The 17713-nt window shown below is 67.2% G+C and carries 18 protein-coding genes and 2 pseudogenes; 9 read left to right on the forward strand and 11 right to left on the reverse strand.

Translation table 11 applies throughout. The features are described 5' to 3' along the window. Positions 1–802: 802 nt before the first annotated feature. Positions 803–2239: an IS1380 family transposase gene (locus OG842_RS38085; RefSeq protein WP_443064048.1), complete on the reverse strand. Its 1437-nt coding sequence runs from the start codon at positions 2237–2239 to the stop codon at positions 803–805. 182 nt (positions 2240–2421) lie between these two features. Between OG842_RS38085 and OG842_RS38090 the strand changes: the two genes are divergently transcribed. Continuing rightward, positions 2422–2643, forward strand: a complete 222-nt coding sequence (locus OG842_RS38090; RefSeq protein ID WP_266734335.1) for a hypothetical protein — start codon at positions 2422–2424, stop codon at positions 2641–2643. A 94-nt stretch (positions 2644–2737) separates the two neighbouring features. On the opposite strand, the pseudogene OG842_RS38095 reads toward OG842_RS38090, so the two are convergent. Continuing rightward, positions 2738–3136, reverse strand: a pseudogene (locus OG842_RS38095) (NF041680 family putative transposase); the annotation flags it as partial. Positions 3137–3533: 397 nt separating this feature from the next. After that, positions 3534–4484 (reverse strand): SDR family NAD(P)-dependent oxidoreductase, encoded by a 951-nt coding sequence (locus OG842_RS38100; protein WP_266734334.1) that lies wholly within the window; start codon positions 4482–4484, stop codon positions 3534–3536. A gap of 317 nt (positions 4485–4801) precedes the next feature. On the opposite strand from OG842_RS38100, the pseudogene OG842_RS38105 reads away from it, so the two are divergent. From OG842_RS38105 to OG842_RS38115, 3 genes and pseudogenes are all read left to right on the forward strand, one after another. After that, positions 4802–5224: pseudogene (locus OG842_RS38105) on the forward strand (transposase); the annotation flags it as partial. Positions 5225–5877: 653 nt separating this feature from the next. Continuing rightward, entirely contained in the window at positions 5878–7497 is a 1620-nt protein-coding gene (locus OG842_RS38110; protein WP_266734332.1) for a N,N-dimethylformamidase beta subunit family domain-containing protein, read from the forward strand. A gap of 1003 nt (positions 7498–8500) precedes the next feature. Continuing rightward, complete coding sequence (locus OG842_RS38115) at positions 8501–8908, forward strand: hypothetical protein (RefSeq protein WP_266734331.1); 408 nt, start codon at positions 8501–8503, stop codon at positions 8906–8908. Here the strand turns inward: OG842_RS38115 and OG842_RS38120 are convergent. Further along, complete coding sequence (locus OG842_RS38120; RefSeq protein ID WP_266734330.1) at positions 8899–9141, reverse strand: recombinase; 243 nt, start codon at positions 9139–9141, stop codon at positions 8899–8901. The genes OG842_RS38115 and OG842_RS38120 overlap by 10 nt on opposite strands. Before the next feature lie 162 nt (positions 9142–9303). On the opposite strand from OG842_RS38120, the gene OG842_RS38125 reads away from it, so the two are divergent. Together OG842_RS38125 and OG842_RS38130 are read left to right on the forward strand one after the other, a co-directional pair. Further along, positions 9304–10200 (forward strand): aminoglycoside phosphotransferase family protein, encoded by an 897-nt coding sequence (locus tag OG842_RS38125; RefSeq protein ID WP_266734329.1) that lies wholly within the window; start codon positions 9304–9306, stop codon positions 10198–10200. Between the two features lie 121 nt (positions 10201–10321). Continuing rightward, entirely contained in the window at positions 10322–10492 is a 171-nt protein-coding gene (locus OG842_RS38130; RefSeq protein WP_266734328.1) for a hypothetical protein, read from the forward strand. A 256-nt stretch (positions 10493–10748) separates the two neighbouring features. Here the strand turns inward: OG842_RS38130 and OG842_RS38135 are convergent, their stop codons facing one another. The 5 genes from OG842_RS38135 to OG842_RS38155 all read right to left on the reverse strand — a co-directional run bounded on the left by OG842_RS38135 (position 10749) and on the right by OG842_RS38155 (position 13537). Continuing rightward, positions 10749–10904 carry a hypothetical protein gene (locus OG842_RS38135; RefSeq protein WP_266734327.1) on the reverse strand — a complete coding sequence of 52 codons (156 nt, stop codon included), beginning with the start codon at positions 10902–10904 and terminating at the stop codon, positions 10749–10751. Positions 10905–11210: 306 nt separating this feature from the next. Further along, a complete protein-coding gene (locus tag OG842_RS38140; RefSeq protein WP_266734325.1) occupies positions 11211–11441 on the reverse strand; it encodes a hypothetical protein in 231 nt (76 codons plus the stop codon). Beyond that, positions 11434–11625: a hypothetical protein gene (locus tag OG842_RS38145; RefSeq protein ID WP_266734324.1), complete on the reverse strand. Its 192-nt coding sequence runs from the start codon at positions 11623–11625 to the stop codon at positions 11434–11436. The genes OG842_RS38140 and OG842_RS38145 overlap by 8 nt, the downstream gene beginning before the upstream one ends. 68 nt (positions 11626–11693) lie before the next feature. Beyond that, complete coding sequence (locus tag OG842_RS38150) at positions 11694–12017, reverse strand: hypothetical protein (protein ID WP_266734322.1); 324 nt, start codon at positions 12015–12017, stop codon at positions 11694–11696. A gap of 803 nt (positions 12018–12820) precedes the next feature. Beyond that, positions 12821–13537: a TetR/AcrR family transcriptional regulator C-terminal domain-containing protein gene (locus OG842_RS38155; protein WP_266734320.1), complete on the reverse strand. Its 717-nt coding sequence runs from the start codon at positions 13535–13537 to the stop codon at positions 12821–12823. A 99-nt stretch (positions 13538–13636) separates the two neighbouring features. Between OG842_RS38155 and OG842_RS38160 the strand changes: the two genes are divergently transcribed. The 3 genes from OG842_RS38160 to OG842_RS38170 all read left to right on the forward strand — a co-directional run bounded on the left by OG842_RS38160 (position 13637) and on the right by OG842_RS38170 (position 16323). Beyond that, positions 13637–15322, forward strand: a complete 1686-nt coding sequence (locus OG842_RS38160; RefSeq protein ID WP_443064034.1) for a CocE/NonD family hydrolase — start codon at positions 13637–13639, stop codon at positions 15320–15322. A gap of 253 nt (positions 15323–15575) precedes the next feature. Then, positions 15576–15875: a hypothetical protein gene (locus tag OG842_RS38165; RefSeq protein WP_266734318.1), complete on the forward strand. Its 300-nt coding sequence runs from the start codon at positions 15576–15578 to the stop codon at positions 15873–15875. A gap of 139 nt (positions 15876–16014) precedes the next feature. Continuing rightward, positions 16015–16323, forward strand: a complete 309-nt coding sequence (locus OG842_RS38170) for a hypothetical protein (protein ID WP_266734317.1) — start codon at positions 16015–16017, stop codon at positions 16321–16323. Between the two features lie 278 nt (positions 16324–16601). On the opposite strand, the gene OG842_RS38175 is transcribed toward OG842_RS38170, so the two are convergent. Together OG842_RS38175 and OG842_RS38180 are read right to left on the reverse strand one after the other, a co-directional pair. Beyond that, positions 16602–16850 (reverse strand): helix-turn-helix domain-containing protein, encoded by a 249-nt coding sequence (locus tag OG842_RS38175; protein WP_266734316.1) that lies wholly within the window; start codon positions 16848–16850, stop codon positions 16602–16604. Then, positions 16850–17542 (reverse strand): DUF2975 domain-containing protein, encoded by a 693-nt coding sequence (locus tag OG842_RS38180; RefSeq protein ID WP_266734315.1) that lies wholly within the window; start codon positions 17540–17542, stop codon positions 16850–16852. The genes OG842_RS38175 and OG842_RS38180 overlap by 1 nt, the downstream gene beginning before the upstream one ends. Positions 17543–17713 lie beyond the last annotated feature (171 nt).

The raw sequence follows: 17713 nt of genomic DNA on the forward strand, positions 1-17713 counted from the left end.
GAACTATCCGGTCGGCGGCGGTCGGGTGCGCGCTGAGACTCACCCCGCATCGAGTGCATAGCCGGTGCAGGAAGTGCCCAGAACTCCAACGAGTCGTCCCCTTGTCTGTGCCGCAGGCACGGCACAACGAGGACGCTGCTGTGGGCGGGATAACGGAGCGAAGTATGCGTTCCACAACTTCCGGGAGCGGTTCAGTAGGGTGGAATTCCGGATTGGGACAGTAGGCCAGGCTCCCTTGTGAACCACGTCCCTTGTCCCACCAGCTGCCATCGCTCCTGGGATGGCGAAGCCCAGTGGCCTTCTCTTGCCGACGGCGGGCCATGAAGGCGGCCTCACCCGCCAGCCAATGCTGGCGGGCTGCGTGAAGCTCCACCACCGCGCGGACCAGCGAGGCCGGGTCCTTCTCCAGATCAGCAGGAATTCGTGCGCTACGACATAGATAGTGATACGTGGCGCGAAAACCATATGGGGCGAAAGTGACGACACACGTCCGGAACGCGGCATGACGAGCCCGAACGGGTTGGCTCGTGTCGTGCACGCGTCGACGATGAGTCTCAAAGCTGGCCACCTGCGTGAGGATACGGTCACGCCTACCAGCCCTGCATCCGAATATCGGCGACAGGGCAGTGCTCGTCCGTATTGACGGCTTAGCCTCGCCGTTTCGGTTGGGTTGAGGCGGTGTCGCTGATCGCCAACTGCTGGGTGGCCGACGTGATTTCGGTTGTTGGGCAGGTCGGAGTCCCGACGCGGTGGTCAGGTTCTCCGGGTTCTTTCGGGTCGTGGGCGGACGGGGGTTTGCCGGTCAGCTGGCGGGTCGGGGCAGTCCGGCGAGGCGGTGGAAGGCCGTGGCCAGTTCGTTTCTCCAGGGCCAGGTCGCCGATATTCGCAGGTGGAGGCGTCGGCCGCCGTGGGTGAGGCGGCCGGCGACGTGCAGTAGCCGGTAGCGGAGTTTCTTCGGCTCGGCGGTGGCCAGCTCCCCGTCCAGGAGGAGGACACGGGTCCAGGCGAGCAGGTCGATCGCGGCGAGGCTGAGTTCGAGCCAGACGGCGTTGACGCCGAAGTCTCGGGAGGGGAAGCGGCCGAAGCCGGTGGTCTTGCCGCACCGGATGTGGTCCTCGATGGTGGCATGTCCGCGGTGGCGGACCTCCAGGAACTGCGCGGAGCCGCCACCGGAGTACGGGGTGTCGGTGAGGAACACCTGATGCCGTAGGCCTTCGTCCTGGTCGAACAGGGACAGCTGTGCTCCGGGGTGCGGCCGCTCCCGGCGCACGATGATGCGGGTGCCGGCCGGGTAGCCGTCCAGATCGACCATGCCGGTCAGCTCGGCGACCTCGGCGCTGGCGCGCAGTGTCCCGTCCTGGTTCAGGGCGGGATGCCAGAGGTGCTCAGGCATGGCCCGGACAGCGCGGCGGACCGGCGCGGTGATGGCGTATCCGACCGAGAAGAAGGTACGGATTCCTCGTTTCCGCACGTCGCGGACGTGGGCGAGGAAGGCTTTCGCGGATCCGGCACTGTCGGTGCGGACGAGGATGTCGGTACCGTGCCGGTGGGCGTCGGGGATCTGCGCGAGTGCCTGGTCGAGCACCGTGATGTGGTCGCTCGCGGTGTTGGCACCGGCATTCCCGGGCCGCAGTCGGCCCGACAGCGCTTCGCCGGTGTTGGCCAGGAAGCACAGCAGCGGGTGGAAGCCGAAGCCGCCTTTATAGGTGGGTGCGGCCTGCTCCTTCTCGGAGTGGCAGGTGATCAGCGTGGCGTCGAGGTCCAGGACCAGCCCGGGCAGCATGTGCCCCGCGGCCCGGGCTGCGGGTATGCCCTCGCCTTGCTCGGCGGCCTGCATCCAGGCGACTTCCCGGGCTCGGGCACGCGCCGGGCGCAGAGCAGCCAGTGTCCTCTCGTCGGTGTCGGCGAGCAGCCGCCAGGCCGTCGGTGTCGAGGCGACCGGACCGAACAACCTTGTCTGGTCCCGCAGTACGGCCAGGTCCGCGATGGCCTCACCGCCGTCGGCGAGCATCACCGCCAGGTCGGTGGCGATCCGGCCCGGATCATGCCCGGTCCCGCGCGGCCGAAGCGGCCTGAGAGCGGCGGAGTACGCAGCGGTCAGCCCCGTGGCATCGGCAAGATCAGCCAGTAACCGTGACCCGGCATGACCGACCACCCCCGAACCATCCGCACTGACATGGATCTTGGGACGCAACCCGATATCCTGCACGTAGAAAGTGCCCTCCGCCTGGACCGACAGAACCCCTCAGCAAGGTTCATCGTCCCAGGTCAGGAAGGGCACTTTTGCGTTTCCGCCCCAACATCCGCCGTACCCAAACGAAACGGCGAGGTTAGCTTGGCTTTTGAGGTCTGACCTCAACTCGGTGAGTCTGGGAACATACGAGTGTGCTGCTGTCGTGCCTTTCTCAACGGAGGCCTGTCTTGAACTCGTCTTTCCCCATCGAGTCCGATGAGTCCCTGGCCGAGCTGCTTCACCGCTTCGTTGAGTCGCTTCGACAGTGCGGTGATCGTGTTCATATCGCGCTGCGTGGTCCGCTCGCAGAGTGGCTGGAAGATGCCGCGGATGGGGATGACGAGGGCGTCATCAGCCCTTATGCCGAGGCGGTGGACCGAGCGGTGCTAGGCGACAGGGCCGGTGCTTGATCGGTGCGCCGCGGTTTGGTGCCCGCCTTGTGGTGGGCAAGGCGGCTGAACGCCTCGCCGGTTGCGAGGACCCTGCCCACATCATGCAGTGAGGCGGGGCGGCGGCCTTCGCACACAGGTTCCTGAACCCCTTTCGGACGCGGGCCGGCGTCATCTTGTTCGGTGGGGTCGGCCAGCCTCCTCCATGGTCGCCGAAAGTCGGTGGACAACGGACGGGCGAGCCGGAGTTGGGCATGAGCAGCGATCACCAGCCACGTCCGACGGTCTGCTGCTTCTGACCTGCGAAGCCGTGGTTTCGTCCAGCCGAGCGTCTGCTGAACAGCCGAAACGCGTGCTCCAGGCCGAAGCGTCGGAGGAAGGGCTGCCAGCAGCGGTCGACGTCGTCCGGGGCGGCGCTCGTACCCGACCATCACAGCCACACGGGCTCGTTGACCCCGCTGCTGGGAAGCTTCTCCACGGCCAGGCGGATGACGGTGCCCGCGATGATGGGCAGCTCAGCGCGTCATCGCGCCGTGCCCGCGCCGGTGCTCGGCCGTCAGGGTGAGGCCCACCGGCGTGGTCACCGGCCCATCACAGCAACGCGTCGGTCAGCTCGAACAGTGCGTCCCCGCGCACAGGCAGGCAGTCGAAGAAGTCGTCCCTGAAGTGTGACGCCACCGCGAGTGCTTCCCGCCGGACATCGTGATGCAGCAGACTCGTCCTTCACGGCCTTCGTACTGGTCAAGTGCCTCTTTGGCCGGAGCGCAGGATCAGACGGAGGCCGTGTTCACGTCCCCGCAGTCCCCGTACGAGCGATCGCGTTCGGGGCATCGTTCGAGGCCAGGGGTGTACTCGAGCGCCACAGTCGGGCCAACCTGAGCATGCTTGTTCGCAAGCGTGCGTGCCTTGGGCTATCCAGGGATGGCGCCGGGGTCGACGCCGGTCAGCTCGCAGCTTGCGTCCCACAACTGCGCCGCGACGGAGGTGTCGGCAAGGTGCTTCCATATCGGTTCATGTCGGGGCTCGCCGCGCAGGCCGAAGACGCACGGTCCCCACAGCTGGCCTCCATGCACGGCCGGGTCGAGCACCGCCCGGACCGCGGGCCATGCGCCGGCATGCTTGCCCTGGACGAGGAGAGCCGCAGGTGCCGCGCTCAGCCGTGCGCTGATGGTTCTTACATGAACCGGCGGCCGTGACGGCGTGAGGGAGTCCAGCGCGCCGCCGGGATGGACCACCGCGCTGCTCACCGTGCTCCCCACAGCGCGCAGGCGGTGGTCGAGCTCGAGACCAAAATACATCTGCGCCAACTTGGAACGTCCGTAGGTGCGCTTGGGCTGGAAGTCATTCCAGGACTGCAGGTCGTCCAGGTCGAGCCGCTCCGACTTCGCTGCGAAGCTGCCCATGGTCACAACGCGACCCGCCGGCGCAGCCGACAGCAGCGGCATCAGCCACTGGGTCAACGCGAAGTGCCCGAGGTGGTTCGTGCCGAACATGAGCTCGTGACCGTCCTCGGTCTCCCTGCGCGGCGGGTCGTCAAGCGCGACGCCAGCGTTGTGGACGACCGCGTCGAGGCGTTCAACCTCCAGTGATTTCACCGCCGTTTGCAGCGACCCGAGGTCGGCGAGGTCCAGCCGTACGGACCGCACCCGCGCACCAGCAACGCGCGCACGGATCGAGGCCGTGGCGACCTCGGCCTTCGCGGGATTCCGGCTGCCAAGTACGACGGTCGCTCCGGCTTCCGACAACTGCTCCGCGATGAAGTACCCGATGCCGGCGTTGCCGCCAGTGACCAGGACGGTGCTGCCGTCAGCACGTGGCAGCCGTTGTAAATTCCAGGGCGGAGTGGAGGATGCGGACGACATGGCGACGGGACTCCCTTGCTGTTGAAGGCGGCTGCGGCTGCTCTGTTGGCAACTCGACACCCACGGTTTCAGCGTCCACCGACACATCTCCTATGGATCAACGACAGTACCGCCAGACGGCCGATATCCCACCGACACAGTGCTGGCCCGTCACGCACCGTGCCAGTGAACGTCACGATGGCCAACCGGAGCACTCAAAGGTCAACTGGGAGGCTCAGCGACCAGAGGTTCAAGGAAAAAAAGGATGCGCCCGAGGCGCCGGGGGCCTTCTTCGGCTGGCGAGGTACGTTGGATCGGCCCGATCCCGAGCGCCCCCGAGATACCGGAATGAGCACCCGCACGCGAGGGTGATCCGTAGCCTGCCCGGTACGGGTTCCATGCTCGGGGCCACCTTCATTGCCGCAACCGGCGGTGACATGGATGCCTTCGCCAGGGCCGACCGCCTGGCCGCGTTCGCCGGACTCTCACACGTGCCGCGCGACTCCGGACGCGTCAGCGGACACATGCGTCGGCCTCGCCGCTACCACCGCGGCCTCCTACGCGCTTTCTACTTCTCCTCCATGGCCGGCCTGCGATCATGTCCCGCATCGCGGGCGTACTACGAACGCAAGCGCGCCGAAGGCAAGGGACACAAGCAAGCAGTCCTGTCTCCCGCCCGCCGCAGGGCCAACGTTCTATGGGCAATGATCCGAGACGGAGCGTGCTACCAAGCAGCACCACCAGTCACGATCACCGCTTGACTTCCTGATTGGGAAGTCCTGCGGAACGGTCAACGAGGCCCGCAGCTGACCAGGGGAGAATGCAGGCATGGCGATATGCAAGAAGTGCGGTGCGCGAAAACGTAGTTGGCTTCGTTCCTGTTCCCGGTGCCGTTCCGGTTCGGACCGTGCGGACGTGCTCGCGGATTCGGTCGAGCTGGCGGTGGAGACGGGACTGCTCGGGTGGATCGGACGGGGGATCACGGGAGTCGCGCGGCTGGTGCTGCGCGTGTTCGACTGACCGGGCTCACGCGGGCGTGGCGCGGCCAGGGTGTGATCGATGCAGGGAGTGGCTGCCCGTACCTGTTCCGAGCCGCCGGCCGGTAATCACCGGGCCGCGGCCGCCGGACCTCGTCCCCGGATGCCCGCAGCTGCCCGTCCCGGCCCGCGTAGCCGTGCCCGGCCTGCTGCCGCTGTGGCGCCGCTCTCGGGGCGCACCCACACCACGCGACCGAGTGGGGCCCGCCCTGGTTGCCGCAACGCCGGGACGGAGTCGGAGGCGCGGGACGAGCCGTCAACGCGGCTGAGGGGTGAGGCACTGCGCGGCAGAGAGCGGGCAGGCGGCCGGGTGCGGCGAACGGGACTGTAAAACGTTCGGCGCTGCCTCGTCGACCCCGAGCAGGTGGCGGGGGACGATGGCCGGTGACAGTGTGCTGCGGAAAGGTTCGGCGGGCGAGATGAAGCACGGTGAGGGGCAGGAGGCCGGGATCCCTGGCCGACCGGGCCGCAGGCTCTTCCTGGCCGGGGCAATGGCCGGTGGCTTGGGGGTGGCTGGTTGCCACTCCTCCGAGACGGGGCGGACCGGGACCGGCGGGTTCACCCCTCCCGGCGTCGACCGCCGCGTCGAGAACAGGGAGAACGCCCGGGCGGGGGACTCCGGCTGGCGGGTCCGTTCGTTGGGACCGCCCGGGGCCATCGAGGGCTATACCGACAAGGTGAGTGTGTTACCAGGCGAGGAGTTCGGCCTGTACGTCTCCACCACCGCCCCGGCGTTCTGGGTCTCGGCCTACCGCGTCGGCTGGTACGGCGGGGCGCAGGCGCGACTGGTCTGGCGTTCGCACCGTGTTGCCGGCTCGGTCCAGGGCCGCCCCCAACTCATCCAGGCCACCCGTACTGTACGGGCAGACTGGCAACGCACCCTCCCTGTCCGCACCAGTGGCTGGCCGGAGGGGGCGTATCTGCTACGGCTGGACTCGGAAGACACCCATCAGTACTTTGTGCCACTGATCGTCCGCTCGGCAGGCGCCGCGGGCAGAGTCGTGCTGATACACGCCCCGGCAACATGGCAGGCATACAACCGGTGGGGCGACTACAGCCTTTACCAGGGCGAGAACGGCGCGTATGGCACGCGGTCGCTCGCCGTCAGTTTCGACCGGCCCTATGACGGCAACGGCGCCGAGAAGTTCATGGTCTATGAACGGGCGGTGGTGGTGCTGGCGGAGAGGCTGGGTATCCCGCTCGCCTACACCACGGGCTTGGACGTCCATCGAGACACCGGAATTCTTCACCACGCGGCTGGAGCTGTCTCGCTGGGACACGACGAGTACTGGACGCCGCAGCAACGGGCGCATGTCACCCGAGCACGCGACACAGGAACGAACGTGGCTTTCCTCGGGGCAAACGCCTGCTTCCGCAGGGTCAGGTTGGAGCCGGACGCCACCGGCACCGACCGCACCGTCGTCTGCTACAAGACCGACTACCGTAAGGACCCTTACCTCCGCGACCACCCGGACATGCCGACCAACGACTTCCGCCAGCCACCCGGCGCCTCCCCCGAGTCCTCTCTGACCGGTGTCCTCTACGAGGGCTATCCCGTGGACGCCCCGTATGTCGTCCGCCGGAGCGACCACTGGCTCTTCGAGGGGACAGGAGTGAAGCGAGGAGCCTCCTTCGACCATCTGGTCGGAGTGGAGTACGACCGGGTCACTCCCGCCGTGCCCATTCCGACACCGCTCGAGATCATCGCCCATTCCCCCCTCGTTTGTAAGGGCAGGCCCAGTTACTCCGACTCCATCTACTACACCGTACCGAGCGGGGCGGGTGTCTTCGCCTCCGGGACGATGAGGTGGGTCGAGGCTCTGATGGCGGGAACCCGCGAGAACGGACGCAACCACGGCATGGACGCCCGCACGGGAGCTTTTGTTACCCGCAGCACGGAGAACCTCCTCCACGCGTTCGCGGCGGGCCCGTGCGGCCGGACCAGGCCCAAGCCCAGGGACGATGTGAGAGACGTGTACGCGTCCGCGCCACGCTGACACCATCGGTACCGCCCCGCCGGAGAACACCGTTCACTACTGACGAAGTCGAGCACGGCCGGATCGTGCGGCCACAGGTTAGCCACCTGTGGGAAGTGAGTACGGTGATCTGGTCGTTGCCGGTCAGCGCGGTGGCTTGGGGCCGATCGCTACCCCGTGCCCGGCCCGCTCCCGAGCAATCGGCGCCGCGTACAGGGCTTTTGGCACCTGATCCCTGCCCCGGCCACCGACTCCCAACCTCCTGGACAGGACCGCCCGACGCCCTGAATCCAACACCGCGGCGACAGTTCCGAACTGCGGCAAGAGCCGCCCACCAACCCGGGACGGTGCAGACGGTTTGGAGCGCGGCCGGTCTGTGAGGCATCAGGGGCGGACCCGCATATGGGTCCGCAGCAGGGGAGTGTCGGCCTGGTGTGCTGTCATGCAGAGCAGAGAGACGAGGTGTTGATGATTACATACCGATTTTCCTCTCTGCACTTCACCCGGAAGTGATGCGGCCCGGTGCACGCTTGAGCTGGGCGAAACGCAGGTGCGCTGGGCAAGGTGGTGTCGTCAGGATGTCCGGCGTGACTGAGCTGCCGAGCAACACTGTCCCGCCCCGTGCCGTCCTTGATGCCTTCGGTGTGAAGGGCTCTCCTGTCCCGCTGATCGGTGGGCAAGGGCGAAGCGTTCTCGTCGGTGGGTTCGTGTTCAAGCCCGCTGAGGGGCCTGACGAAGAGGTTGAGTGGGCTGCTTCCTTGTTCGAGAGCCTGGCGCCGGGCAGTAGTTTCGGGTCCCGCTGCCGCTCCGGGCCGCTGATGGTCGAAGCGTCGTGAATAGTTGGACGGCCAGTGAGTTCCTCACCGGTGAGCCCGGTCCCCGGGGGCATTGGGCCGGTGTGCTCAATGCCGGCCGTGCCTTCCATGCTGCCCTGCGACAGGTGCCCCGGCCGGACTTCCTTGATCGGCATACTCATCCGTGGGCTGTGGGTGATCGGGTCGCATGGGGCGAGCAGGACGTCGACGTGAGAGACGACCTCTCCGCGCCGTTCTCGACTCTGTTGGAGCTGAGGCGTCCGGTGAAGCAGGACGCCGCTCAGCTCATTCACGGCGATCTCACCGGCAATGTGCTCTTCGTCAGGGACGAAGTGCCCGCTGTGATCGACTTTTCGCCGTACTGGCGGCCTCCGGTGTTCGCGGAGGCCATCGTGGTCGCGGATGGTCTGCTGTGGTTCGACCTTCCGTCCGACCTGCTGACCGGTAGCGGCGACCAGCCTGACTGGCAGCAGATGCTGATTCGTGCACTGATCTTCAGACTCGTCGCGCATAGCGAAAGCGCGGGGCCGTCGGGACGGGCTCAGTCTGGTGAGCGGGAGCGGTATGTAAGGGCAACCGAAGTTGTGGTGAAGAAGTTGGCGGCGCTTCAGGGATAGTCCTTCCTGGGGTGGTCTCTATCTGAACGAGCCCAGGGGATGCCCAGGCCGATGGCGGGGCGTCGGGCCCGTCGTCGGGTCTCCTCGCGCTTGGCGCGGAGGAACGTGAGCGTGAGGTTGATTCCTTCGACCTCGCCGAGCTGGTTCTCCTCCTGCGCCCGCCGGAGGCGGGCGAGCAGGTCGACTTCGAGTTCTCCGGGGCAGCTGAGCATCTTCGGGTTGATGTGGAGCATCGGGCAGCGGATGCAGGCTTCTCCGAACTTTGGGGCAGGTCCGTCCCAAGGCCTCTGATCTGCAGCTCTCTGAAGCCGAATCGGTGATGCCAGAGGAATCACAGCGAGGTGATCCGGAGAGTGTGAGCCGCTCCGCCCTTCGCCCCAGTACTGTGACTTCGCATGGCCAACACCGAGATTGAGATCACCGCTGACCTGGTCCGCGACCTGCTGCAGGAGCAACATCCAGACCTTGCAGGGTTGGCCATCCGCGAGGTGGCAGGTGGCTGGGGCAACCAAATGTGGCGCCTTGGGGACGAGTTGGCCGTGCGCATGCAGCGCATGGACCCCACCCCGGAGCTCCAGCTCAACGAGCGGCGGTGGCTACCCGTGCTGGCCCCGCGCCTGCCGCTCCCGGTGCCGACCCCGGTGCGGCTCGGCGAACCGTCGGAGCGCTTCCCCAAGCACTGGACCGTGATGACGTGGGTTCCCGGCGAGCCGCTGGACCACGGCTCGATCAGCCGCGGCGCCCACGCGGCCGACACACTGGCAGGCTTCCTCCAGGCGCTCCATGTGGAGGCGCCCGCCGAGGCGCCAATCACTACGGACCGCGGTGCCCACCCCAGGAACTGCACGGACGACTTCGAGAACTTCTTCCAGGCCGTCGTCCCCGACGACATCGCTGCCGACGTCCGGGCCGTCTGGGACGATGCCGTTGCGGCCCACGCGTGGGAGGGCCCGCCGGTGTGGGTGCACGGCGACCTCCATCCCGCGAACGTCGTCGTCTCGGACGGAACACTCTCGGGCATCGTCGACTTCGGTTGCATGTTCGCCGGCGATCCGGCGTGGGACCTCGCCGCCGCATGGGTGCTGCTACCCGAGGGTACGGCCCCACGGTTCTTCGACATGTACGCGCATGCAGACGAGGCGGCGATCCGGCGCGCCCGCGGGCTGGCCGCTATGAAGAGCCTCTTCCTGATGCTCATGGGGCAGAACGGAGATCGGGGCCTTCCCGGTGGCAAGCCGAACTGGGGACCTGCAGGCCGGGCAGCACTTGATCGTGTTCTGAAGGGCGTTTGATGCGCGCTTCTTTGAACTTTTTCTCGATCTCGGTTGAGGGCCACGCGGCAGCCCATCTTCGTGGGTTCATCGATCACCCACGCTTGGTGGGGATGCCAAGGTCCACGGCCGTACGCTGCCCGTGGCCCCGATCGAGCTGGCGGAGCTTCTCCTCGGCGCCGGCCAGGCCGGCCTGGAGACCTTCGACCTCGCCGAGCCGGCCTTCGCGTTCAGCCTCGTCGATGCGGGCGATCAGGTTGTCGCGGATGTCGGTGAGCCGTGCCCGTTGGGCCGGATCGACTCGAAGGAGTGAGCATCTGACACAGGCGTGTTCATGGACACAAGGAGGCCCGAAGGTGCCTGCGCAGGTGCCGATGGACACCTTCCGTTTCTCGAAGTGGGCAAGGAAGGCGTCCCACTCCTCCGCAGTTGGGGTTCGGTAGTCCTCGCCTGGGCGAGAGGCTCGACGGCGGGCGATGAACGTTCGTGGGCCTCGATCGTCTCGGCAGAGTAGACCGCTAATGGTGACGTCGGGTATCGGAACTCCCGGAATGCCTTGGCGCCAGTGATCACATGTAGTCGAAGAAGCGGTGCCACCACAGGTGCTGCCAGTCGTCCATCTCCGTCGGTCCGTCGTATCGCTTTCTGAGCACGCGCCTGTGAATCAAGATGCAGCCGAGTGCCGCCGCGGCAGTTTCGATTCGGCTGCGATCCTCGTCGCGCATCCCATCGGCAGGACCTGTGGTGTCACCTGGGACACCTCCTGCACTCGCTGTGATCAGGGCGCCGAAGTTGCTCAGTCGGACCACGACGGGGTCACTGCTCTTCGTGGCGACAGCCGGGATGGCGATGTCGCCGTGGAAACTGGCATCTTGTACTCCCTGATCAATGGGGCATGCGCAGTCGAACGTCTGGTCAAGCAGTGCAGCGAGCCGATCGAGGCGGCTCCGGGTGGCGGCATGGTCGTAGTCGCGAGGAATTCCCAGTGGTCTGGGTCATCCAGACTTCGCAGCAGAGCAAGTAGGCGCTGGTCATCGACGGTCATGTACTTCTCCCTGCGGGTCGGAAAGGTTGGCACGTCGGCTGATCTCGGCTGAGTGGGCGGCCCAGTCTCCGGCGGCTCGCTGCCATTTGACGGCGACGCTGATGATGCCGAGGGTGCGGGCGAGGACTGCGGCCGACAGCTCGGTGGCGAGCTGGAACAGGGCGGTCGAGCGGGCCTCGGCGAGGCGGATGCCGAGTTTGCGCAGTCGTTCACTCATGGCCCAGTCGCTGATGGGGCGGCCGGGCTGGGAAGGCGTGGGCGATCTCCTCGCCGGCGGGCGCCGGCCACCAGCCCGGATGCCTGGCGGCATCGACGAGCAGGGCCTGTACTGCCGTCCGCGCCTCAGCGGACGGCAGTGCGTCCATGGCCTCGGCAGCGAGCCATTCCAGCCGGACACTCACATATCCCGAGCCCTCCGGTGATCGACACAGGCAGCACGTAACGACGTGCCCGCCGCCCCTGCAGGGGCCTATCGATAAACCCTCCGCCGCTGCTGGCGGGCCTCCCGCCCGCTCATGGCAGTGCCTGGGGCTCGGTGACGACGAACTCCTCGCCGTTCCAGCGCACGACCACCTCCTGTACTCCGTCCGGCCCGCACCAGCACGTCCCGCCCCGCCATGCTCCAGCCGCGCCCTGCCCAGTACGGGTGGGCACTGATCAGGCATGACAGCCGGATCAGCTCCCGTCGCAGCTCGGCCGCCCCGACGGCGGGGCGCAGGGCGAGCTGGTTGTAGACGCGGATCTGCCGGCGCCTGAGATCGATCAGGTCGCCGGGGAATCGGAAGGGCGTCATCCGCTTATTCAATCAGACGTTCGAATTGTGGTGCGAGCCCACAGGTATACGGCCGTCGAGCTTGCTGAATGCTGCTGCGAATCGGCGGAGCGGAGCAGAATCTGAGAGCAAAGTCGTTACGGCTGGGCATGCGGGTCGCCGTTCCCGGCACGCCGACTGGCGACCCGGCGGCGATATGCCTTCTGCCGACATTTCCCATCGCAGTACGCAGAATCCGCACGCCCAGTCGTAACGGGCTCGCCGCAGGCCCCACACGGGCGGCCCGATCCCAGCCCGCCGTTACGTTTCCGTGTGAGGGATGTCCGGCAGGCCCGTGAGCACGTCACGCCCTGCATCAGCGCCTCCGCCCCACGGACCACGATCAGGCCGCATCCGGCGACACATGCCTGGGGTGGGAGAGCCTCGCCGCGGCCGGCCAGGCCCCACCATTCGGCGGTCTCCGTCCGCCGGGCGGAGACCGCCCGGGTCCGCCCCGCATCCGGATCCGGGAGGCCGCGCTCGTAGCAGGCCCCGCAGATCAGGAAGCGCGCGAACTTCGGGCGGCGCCCCCGCCGGACGCCGTCGACGAGATATGCCGTGCCGCCGAGTAGATCGGCGGCACACATCACACAGAACCGGGGGCGAATACCTTCACGCATGGCCATAACAGCTTCAACGACCCACACGTCTAGCCGTAACGCCTTCAAGTGTGACGCCGGCCCGGAGTGCGACCGCGGCTCGCCTCCACTCGCGCCGAGAACGCAGGGTCGATGGCTTGCTTCTCCGAGGTGCCGTGGACAGCGCGTATCCACAGGCGGATGGCATCAGTCGGCGTCGAGACCGTCAATCAGGCGGCCCAGGAACCGGGCGAAGGTGGCTTCGGCGGTGAGCGGGCGTCCGGCGGCGGACAGCGCTTCGGCGAGTTCCGGGTGACGGCCGTCGGCGGCGACAGCGGCGAGGTAGCGGGCTTCGGCTGCGACCCGGTCCGGCGATTGTGACGCTGCGGCCTGCGTGATCTCGTGAGCGACGTGTCCGGCCACGAATGCGGTGAGTTGGGCGAAGACCTCCAGCTTTGCTGCACCGTCCAGCCCGGTGGGCCGCAAGGCGGCGAGAGCATGCTCCAAAAAGGCCAGAGTGTTGGGGCCCGGAACTCGACGGGTGGACAAGGCGGCGGGCAGCCAGGGGTGCCGCAGCATGTGGGCGCGCTGCAGGTGGGCGATGGTCTTCAGGTCGGTACGCCAGTCACCACTGGGTGGGTCCGTGACCGTGAGTTCGCCGCTGACGTGGTCGACCATCAGTTCCAGCAGTGTCTCCTTGTCGGGGGCATAGCTGTAGAGCGACATGACGCCGGCTCCGACCTGGGCGGCCACCCGCCGCATGGTGACCGAGTCGAGGCCTTCGGCGTCCGCCAAGGTGACGGCTGCCGCAGTGACCGCTTCTCGGCTGAAGGAGGGCTTGCGGCCCCTGCGTGGTTCGGTGGTGCGCAGCCAGAGCTGTTCGGGGTCGGCGCCCGCGGCGCCGGACCTTCCGTCACTGGGCACGGTCTCGCGCTCCTTCCCCTGTTTCCGAGACGGCTCTTGCGAAGGTCATCCAAGCATCCTCTATTCTCGTACATCGTACGAGAATAGAGGAGGGGAACGATGCCATCACGCACGCCCGACGCCGTAGCCGGACCGGCATGGGTGCCACCTGCCGGAAAGCCACCGCTGTCCTCACGGATGATGAGGGCGACCTGGCGAGGCCTGCCGGCGAAACGGCACGAGGCCGGGTGGGAACCGGGGCTGGTGGTGCCGGCCGCCGACGGAAGCCCATTGATCACGGACCACTACTTCCCACGTACGGAGGGCGACTTCCCGACTCTCCTGGTCCGCTCCCCTTATGGCCGCGGCCTGCCATGGTCTCCCCAGTACGGCCTGCTCTTCGCCGAACAGGGCTTTCACGTGGTCCTGCAGAGCTGCCGCGGCACCGGCGGTTCGGGAGGTGCGTTCGACCTCTGGCGCAACGAGGTCGCCGACAGCCAGGCCGCAATGTCCTGGCTGCGCGAGCAACCCTGGTTCAACGGAACACTGGGAACGGTGGGCCCCAGCTATCTTGGCTACGTGCAATGGGCCCTCGCCCTGGACCCGCCGCCGGAACTCAAGGCAATGGTGGTGCAGGTAGGGCTGCACGATCCCTTCGCCCTGTTCTACGCGGATGGTGCGCTGCGCCTGGAGAACGCCCTCGCCGTCGGTGCGGGTATGACCTACCAGCACCAGGGCATGTCACCCTTCCTGAGGGCGACGCTCCGCCTGCAACGCGGCCTGCGCGCCGTCACCACCGCTCAGCCCCTGCGCGGTGCGTACGAGTCCGTCTTCGGGGACGAAGTGCCCTGGCTGGACGACGTGATGACACACCCGGACGCCGAGGGCGCCTACTGGGCCGGCGCGTCGTTGGCGGATTCGGCAGTGCGGCTCCGCGTGCCCACCGCTCTGATCACCGGATGGCACGACGCACTGGCCGACCAGACCTTCGAGCAGTACGACCGTCTGCGTCAGGCCGGATGCGAGACCGCTCTGCTCGTCGGCCCTTGGACCCACACCTCGGCCCTGCAGCGGGGATGGCCAGAGGTGTTCGCCGAAAGCCTCGCCTGGCTGCGTGCCCACCTGTGCGCCGACCCATCCAGCCTGCGCCCCACCAGGGTGCGCGTGCACATCGGCGGCGAGAACACCTGGCGGGACCTCGACAACTGGCCTCCGGCCCTCGCTGCCACCTCGTGGTATCCCACCCCGGGCGGGCACCTCACCGAACAGGCCCCCACGGACTCCGCACCACTGACGACGTTCCGCTACGACCCGGGCGACCCCACCCCGTCCATCGGCGGCCCGCTGCTCTCCCGCACCGCCGGCCCTCGCGACAACAGCAGCCTGGAGGCCCGAGACGATGTCCTGACGTTCACCGGCCCACCGCTGACCGCGCCCGTGGACATCCTGGGCCAGGTCTCCGCACGGCTGAGCATCTCCACGGACACCGGGCACGCCGATGTCTTCACCCGCTTGTGCGACGTGGACGCACAAGGCCGCTCAGTCAACGTCTGTGACGGGCTGGGCCGACTTCGAACGACTGGACATACGCCCTCGCAGGTCAGCGTGCCGATGAGCTCCACCGCTCATCGCTTTGCCGCGGGTCACCGCATACGCTGGCAGATCAGCGGAGGCGCCCATCCGCGCTACGCCCGCAATCCAGGCACTGGGGAATCGCCGGTGGACGCCACCATCTTCACACCAGTGCGCATCATGGTCCACACGGACTCGGCGCTGATGCTCCCCTTCAGCTCTGGGCTCGCGTAAATTCCTCTGCTGCCTGGGAAACGGACTGACGAGCCGGGCCGTCCGGCCCGGCTCGCTCCTCGGCGACCAACTGCTCGCGCGCCCCGGCGGCGACATGGGCCACCACCTTGACCAGGTCCCTCCGGCGGCTGGCTCCACGAGTCTCGGTTCTGGATCAACTTCTGTGGCAGGGGATCGCGAGCCGCGGCTCGCTGCCACACTGACCGTGGTGCGTCGCGGCAGGCGACGCCGATGGAGAAGGAGCGATGGGCGGATGCCCCAATGGATAGTGCTGGCCGTACCTGTCGACGGTGTTGCAGATACAGATCGTGACGCGCGGACCGTTGCGGAATTTGAAGGCAGCACGGAAGAGGCGGAGACGGCTCTTGTGCAAGCAGCGACCACATACGAGCACAGCCGCTGGAAGGTGCGCCGCCGGGAAATCTTCAAGTGCTCCAGCCGGTCCTACTTCATTCGCATCCAGGGGCGGCTGGCAACCTACGGCTTCCTCATCCAGCTTGCTGAATTGATGTACGACTCCGATGCGAAGCCAGTGGTCCAGCCGTTCGCCTGAAGGCTCGCAACCACAGAAGTTGAGCCAGGGCCCCTGGACATGTACAGAGCCAATCGCAATTCCTCCTCCAGCCACAGCCGACTGATCACTGAGGGTTCGGCTCATGACAGGCTGTCCTCCTGAACACTGAGGGGGAGCCATGGCAGAAGTCGGTGGATGGATCTGGGAACGCAACCTGCGGTCGTTCCTGGAGTTGTTGTCGCACTACGTGGGCTACGGCTTCGATGTCACCGACTGGGAGACGGTGGCGCTGGCGGTCAAGGCGACCGACGACGAGCAGGCCGACGGCTGGTACGCGTATCCCTTGGTGGGCGAGCACCGCGAGGTGGAGGTTCGGTTGGCGCGTGCGGTCGGCGGCGATGAGGTCATGCTGGCCGTGAAGGGAGCTCTGACGCCCGAACTGGAGTTCCGGGCGGACACTCTGCTGGCCGCTTTTTCGGCTGCCTGACCCCACGCGGGGCAAGGCCAACTTGACCCGATAGCCGCATGAGGTGCCTATCTGCAGGAGAGGGGCCCCCTCATCCGCCCTCCCCGGGGCAAAGGGAACGTGCGGACCGGTGAGGTCCAGGTCCTCGACTAGCTAGGCCATGCTCCTACCGGAAGCTGCAGGGCGCGGGTTCGTCAGGGGGAGCCGCCGCACCCGCCACTGCCTCCACCGACACCTTCCCGAACAGAACGTCTCATGCCGTTCAAGAACGAGCTCAGACTGCGGCCGATGGGCACTGCCTACCGACGCCGCTCCCCTCCGGCGTCTCGGTACGTAAGCAGGTCGCCCGGCTGGCAGTCGAGGACCTCGCAGATGCGGGTCAGTGTGGTGAAGCGGATTGCGCGGGCCCGGCCGTTCTTCAGGATGGACAGGTTCACATTGGTCACGCCGACCCTGGAGGCGAGCTCCGCAAGCGTCATGCCGCGCTCGCTGAGCATGCGGTCGAGATGGACCTCGATACCATGGCTGTCGTTGTCGTCCGGCGCCATCACACCGTCCCTTCCAGATCCTCCCGCATGGCCACCCCGGCGCGCATGATGCGCGCGAACGTGAGGATGCCAAGCGCCGTGAAGACGAGTGCGTAGGGCGGCTGCCAGGTACCCAGCCAACTGTCCGCAGTGAAGGTGTAGTCCTTGGCCAGGGTCGCCAGCAGCGCCGTGTGCGCGCCGGATTCCACCACTTCTGCAGCCAGGCAGCCGAGCAGCAGCCACCAGCCTGCGACCCGTAGCTGCTTGGCGGTCCGTGCGGTGAAGACGCCCTCGCGGGACGCGCCCTGTATCAAGCGGTTGAGCAGGAACAGGATGCCAAGGGCAAGCAGCAACGAGGGGAAGCCGCCGAGGAAGTCGAACAGTCGCTGGGCACCGTCGGCGTGGTCGGTGCAGTAGGACGGGCGGGTCATGACCTCGACCCCTGCATGGGGCCGGAACCTGCCGGTAAACCCGTCCGTGCTGAAGTCCGAGCGGGACTCGGCACACACGTTCGGACTACCCCACATCAGGCCCAGCTTGGTGCCGACCAGGGGGCCCACGGCGCCGACGACGAGGCCCACGAGAAGCAGTCGGTAGACGCCCCGGACCACAGTGGCGACCGGCTCCAGCAGCCTGGTCTCGGCCCGGTCGCCATGTGACGGCGGTCCATCCGGCAGCTCAAACCCCTTGGAGCTCTGTACCTCAGCAGACATCAGCAACCGTCCACATATCGAATATCGATGTTATCGAAGAACGATAAGAGTCGGTGCGGCAGTGGTCACCCCCTCCTCGACACCCGCCAACGAGCTCCGACGCCGCCCCGCACCTGGGCGGTCCTGGCCGGTGGGCGTGTTCGTCGGCGCGAACGACGGCGAGGAAGGCAA

The sequence above is a fragment of the Streptomyces sp. NBC_00376 genome (assembly GCF_036077095.1).
In the GTDB taxonomy this organism is placed as follows: Bacteria; Actinomycetota; Actinomycetes; order Streptomycetales; family Streptomycetaceae; genus Streptomyces.

What these genes read in the sequence shown, in the direction of transcription:
- OG842_RS38100 (WP_266734334.1), bottom strand. Translation starts at nt 4,484, where the DNA reads ATGTCGTCCGCATCCTCCACTCCGCCCTGGAATTTACAACGGCTGCCA.
- OG842_RS38110 (WP_266734332.1), top strand. Translation starts at nt 5,878, where the DNA reads ATGGCCGGTGACAGTGTGCTGCGGAAAGGTTCGGCGGGCGAGATGAAG.
- OG842_RS38120 (WP_266734330.1), bottom strand. Translation starts at nt 9,141, where the DNA reads ATGCTCCACATCAACCCGAAGATGCTCAGCTGCCCCGGAGAACTCGAA.
- OG842_RS38125 (WP_266734329.1), top strand. Translation starts at nt 9,304, where the DNA reads ATGGCCAACACCGAGATTGAGATCACCGCTGACCTGGTCCGCGACCTG.
- OG842_RS38135 (WP_266734327.1), bottom strand. Translation starts at nt 10,904, where the DNA reads ATGCGCGACGAGGATCGCAGCCGAATCGAAACTGCCGCGGCGGCACTC.
- OG842_RS38140 (WP_266734325.1), bottom strand. Translation starts at nt 11,441, where the DNA reads ATGAGTGAACGACTGCGCAAACTCGGCATCCGCCTCGCCGAGGCCCGC.
- OG842_RS38150 (WP_266734322.1), bottom strand. Translation starts at nt 12,017, where the DNA reads ATGACGCCCTTCCGATTCCCCGGCGACCTGATCGATCTCAGGCGCCGG.
- OG842_RS38160 (WP_443064034.1), top strand. Translation starts at nt 13,637, where the DNA reads ATGCCATCACGCACGCCCGACGCCGTAGCCGGACCGGCATGGGTGCCA.
- OG842_RS38165 (WP_266734318.1), top strand. Translation starts at nt 15,576, where the DNA reads ATGCCCCAATGGATAGTGCTGGCCGTACCTGTCGACGGTGTTGCAGAT.
- OG842_RS38170 (WP_266734317.1), top strand. Translation starts at nt 16,015, where the DNA reads ATGGCAGAAGTCGGTGGATGGATCTGGGAACGCAACCTGCGGTCGTTC.
- OG842_RS38175 (WP_266734316.1), bottom strand. Translation starts at nt 16,850, where the DNA reads ATGGCGCCGGACGACAACGACAGCCATGGTATCGAGGTCCATCTCGAC.
- OG842_RS38180 (WP_266734315.1), bottom strand. Translation starts at nt 17,542, where the DNA reads ATGTCTGCTGAGGTACAGAGCTCCAAGGGGTTTGAGCTGCCGGATGGA.